General features: G+C 46.6%; 1 protein-coding gene. It reads right to left on the bottom strand.

The window, feature by feature from the left end; genetic code table 11:
• Positions 1-242: 242 nt before the first annotated feature.
• On the bottom strand, positions 243-1565 hold a 1323-nt coding region (locus ACFVSI_RS22055), incomplete at its 5' end, for an IS110 family transposase (RefSeq protein WP_387828611.1).

The raw sequence follows: 1565 nt of genomic DNA, 5'->3' as shown, positions 1-1565 counted from the left end.
GAAATAAGGGGAAGTGCGAAATTCCCATAGTTTTCCTTTATTCGCATGCTCCATCTTCGTCCTTGAGGTTTGCCCTCCCATGTCTCAACGGGTCTATGCCCTTTCATTCCTTCGTTACACCTATCAAGGAGATGGAGTCCGTTACTGCTTTGTCCACGGGTCTGAGCCCTTTAGGCGAGCGTATCGGTTCTTCATGCTTCTTGTGAATCCTGCGAATGAGCCAGTAGGCAAGTGGTCGGTTATTAAGCGGCGACCGTTACTTTGTTGATGTCGTAAACGGAATGTTTCTTCGCCATAGCTACAAGCATGCGAGCAAGCTTCCCGCACAGCTTCATGATCGACTTCATACCTTTCATGTTCTTCACTTGTTTGTTGTACTGATGCAGCGCCCGAAATTCTGGATTAATGGAAACCATATGAAAGACCGTCATGAAAAGAAGTTTTCGCAGTCCAGGTCGCCCTCGCTTCGTGATTTTCACTTCGCCCTTGTAGGTACCTGAGCTGTTTTCAGACAGATGTAAGCCAGCTAACCGAAGGACTTGGTTACCATGAGTAAAGCCGCCCAAATCACCCGCTTCACTGTATAACGTGGCCAGCGTAATATCATTCATACCTTTAATGGTACGAAGGAGCTTTGCTGTGGGAATGCTTCGAAGGAGTTGACTCATCTTTTCTTCCAGTTGATTCAATTGGTCGTTATACATCTGCAGTTGTTGCAGCAGTAACGATATACTAAGTTTGGCTTCCTCTACACAATTCGGAATGGCAGCTGTCCGTTGCGCGGCATGGATGAGGGCAGCGGATACCTTACGGCTGCCTGCGCGCTTCAGTCGTTTTCTCCACCCTGCGATAACGTCTTCAACCGTTAAGTGGCGAAGATCGGATGGATGCGCAAATTCGGCCAACGTTGCGAGTGCCGTCTTCGAGGTGATGTCCTTAAATACCTGTTGAAACTCAGGGAAGTACATGTCAGTCCACCGATACATCTGGTTGACGACACTGGAGACTTGCTTGGTCACAAAGTCTCTGGTGCCCACAAGCTGCCTAAGCGCCCGATACGGCTCGGCGTGAATATGAGTTTCAGAATAGTATCCATTCTTCACCATGTCGGCAATGACCAGGGCATCTTTGACATCGTTTTTTGTTGGAGAGTTGTCCCGGTTTTCTTTGTTACGCTTCACTTGAAACGGGTTAACGAGAACGAGTTCGAGCAGCTTCTCTTTAAGCCAGAACGCTAGGTTGAACCAGTAGTGACCGGTTGGTTCAACGCCGAAGATGACATTGGTCTTGTTAAACTGGAGCATTAGAGCTTGCATCCACTGATATAACTTTTCATATCCTTCGAGATCGTTAGAGAACACAAGGTAGGAACCTCGTTCAATGCCACGATAGTCTGTGGCACGTGCGACATGTTTAAATTTTGCAATGTCGATGCCAATGATGAGATGATGGCTGGTTATACGTTCAATTCGTTGATTTTGTTTAACTGATTGTTTAAACTTCATAATAAGAGCACCTTCCTTATGATGTTGTGGTTGTCGTAGTAGACACCTTTCATCATAAGG

The sequence above is a fragment of the Paenarthrobacter sp. NPDC057981 genome (assembly GCF_042886835.1).
In the GTDB taxonomy this organism is placed as follows: Bacteria; Actinomycetota; Actinomycetes; order Actinomycetales; family Micrococcaceae; genus Arthrobacter.
The sequence above is the reverse complement of the archived record's forward strand: the minus strand, read 5'-3'. Positions and strand labels throughout refer to the sequence as shown.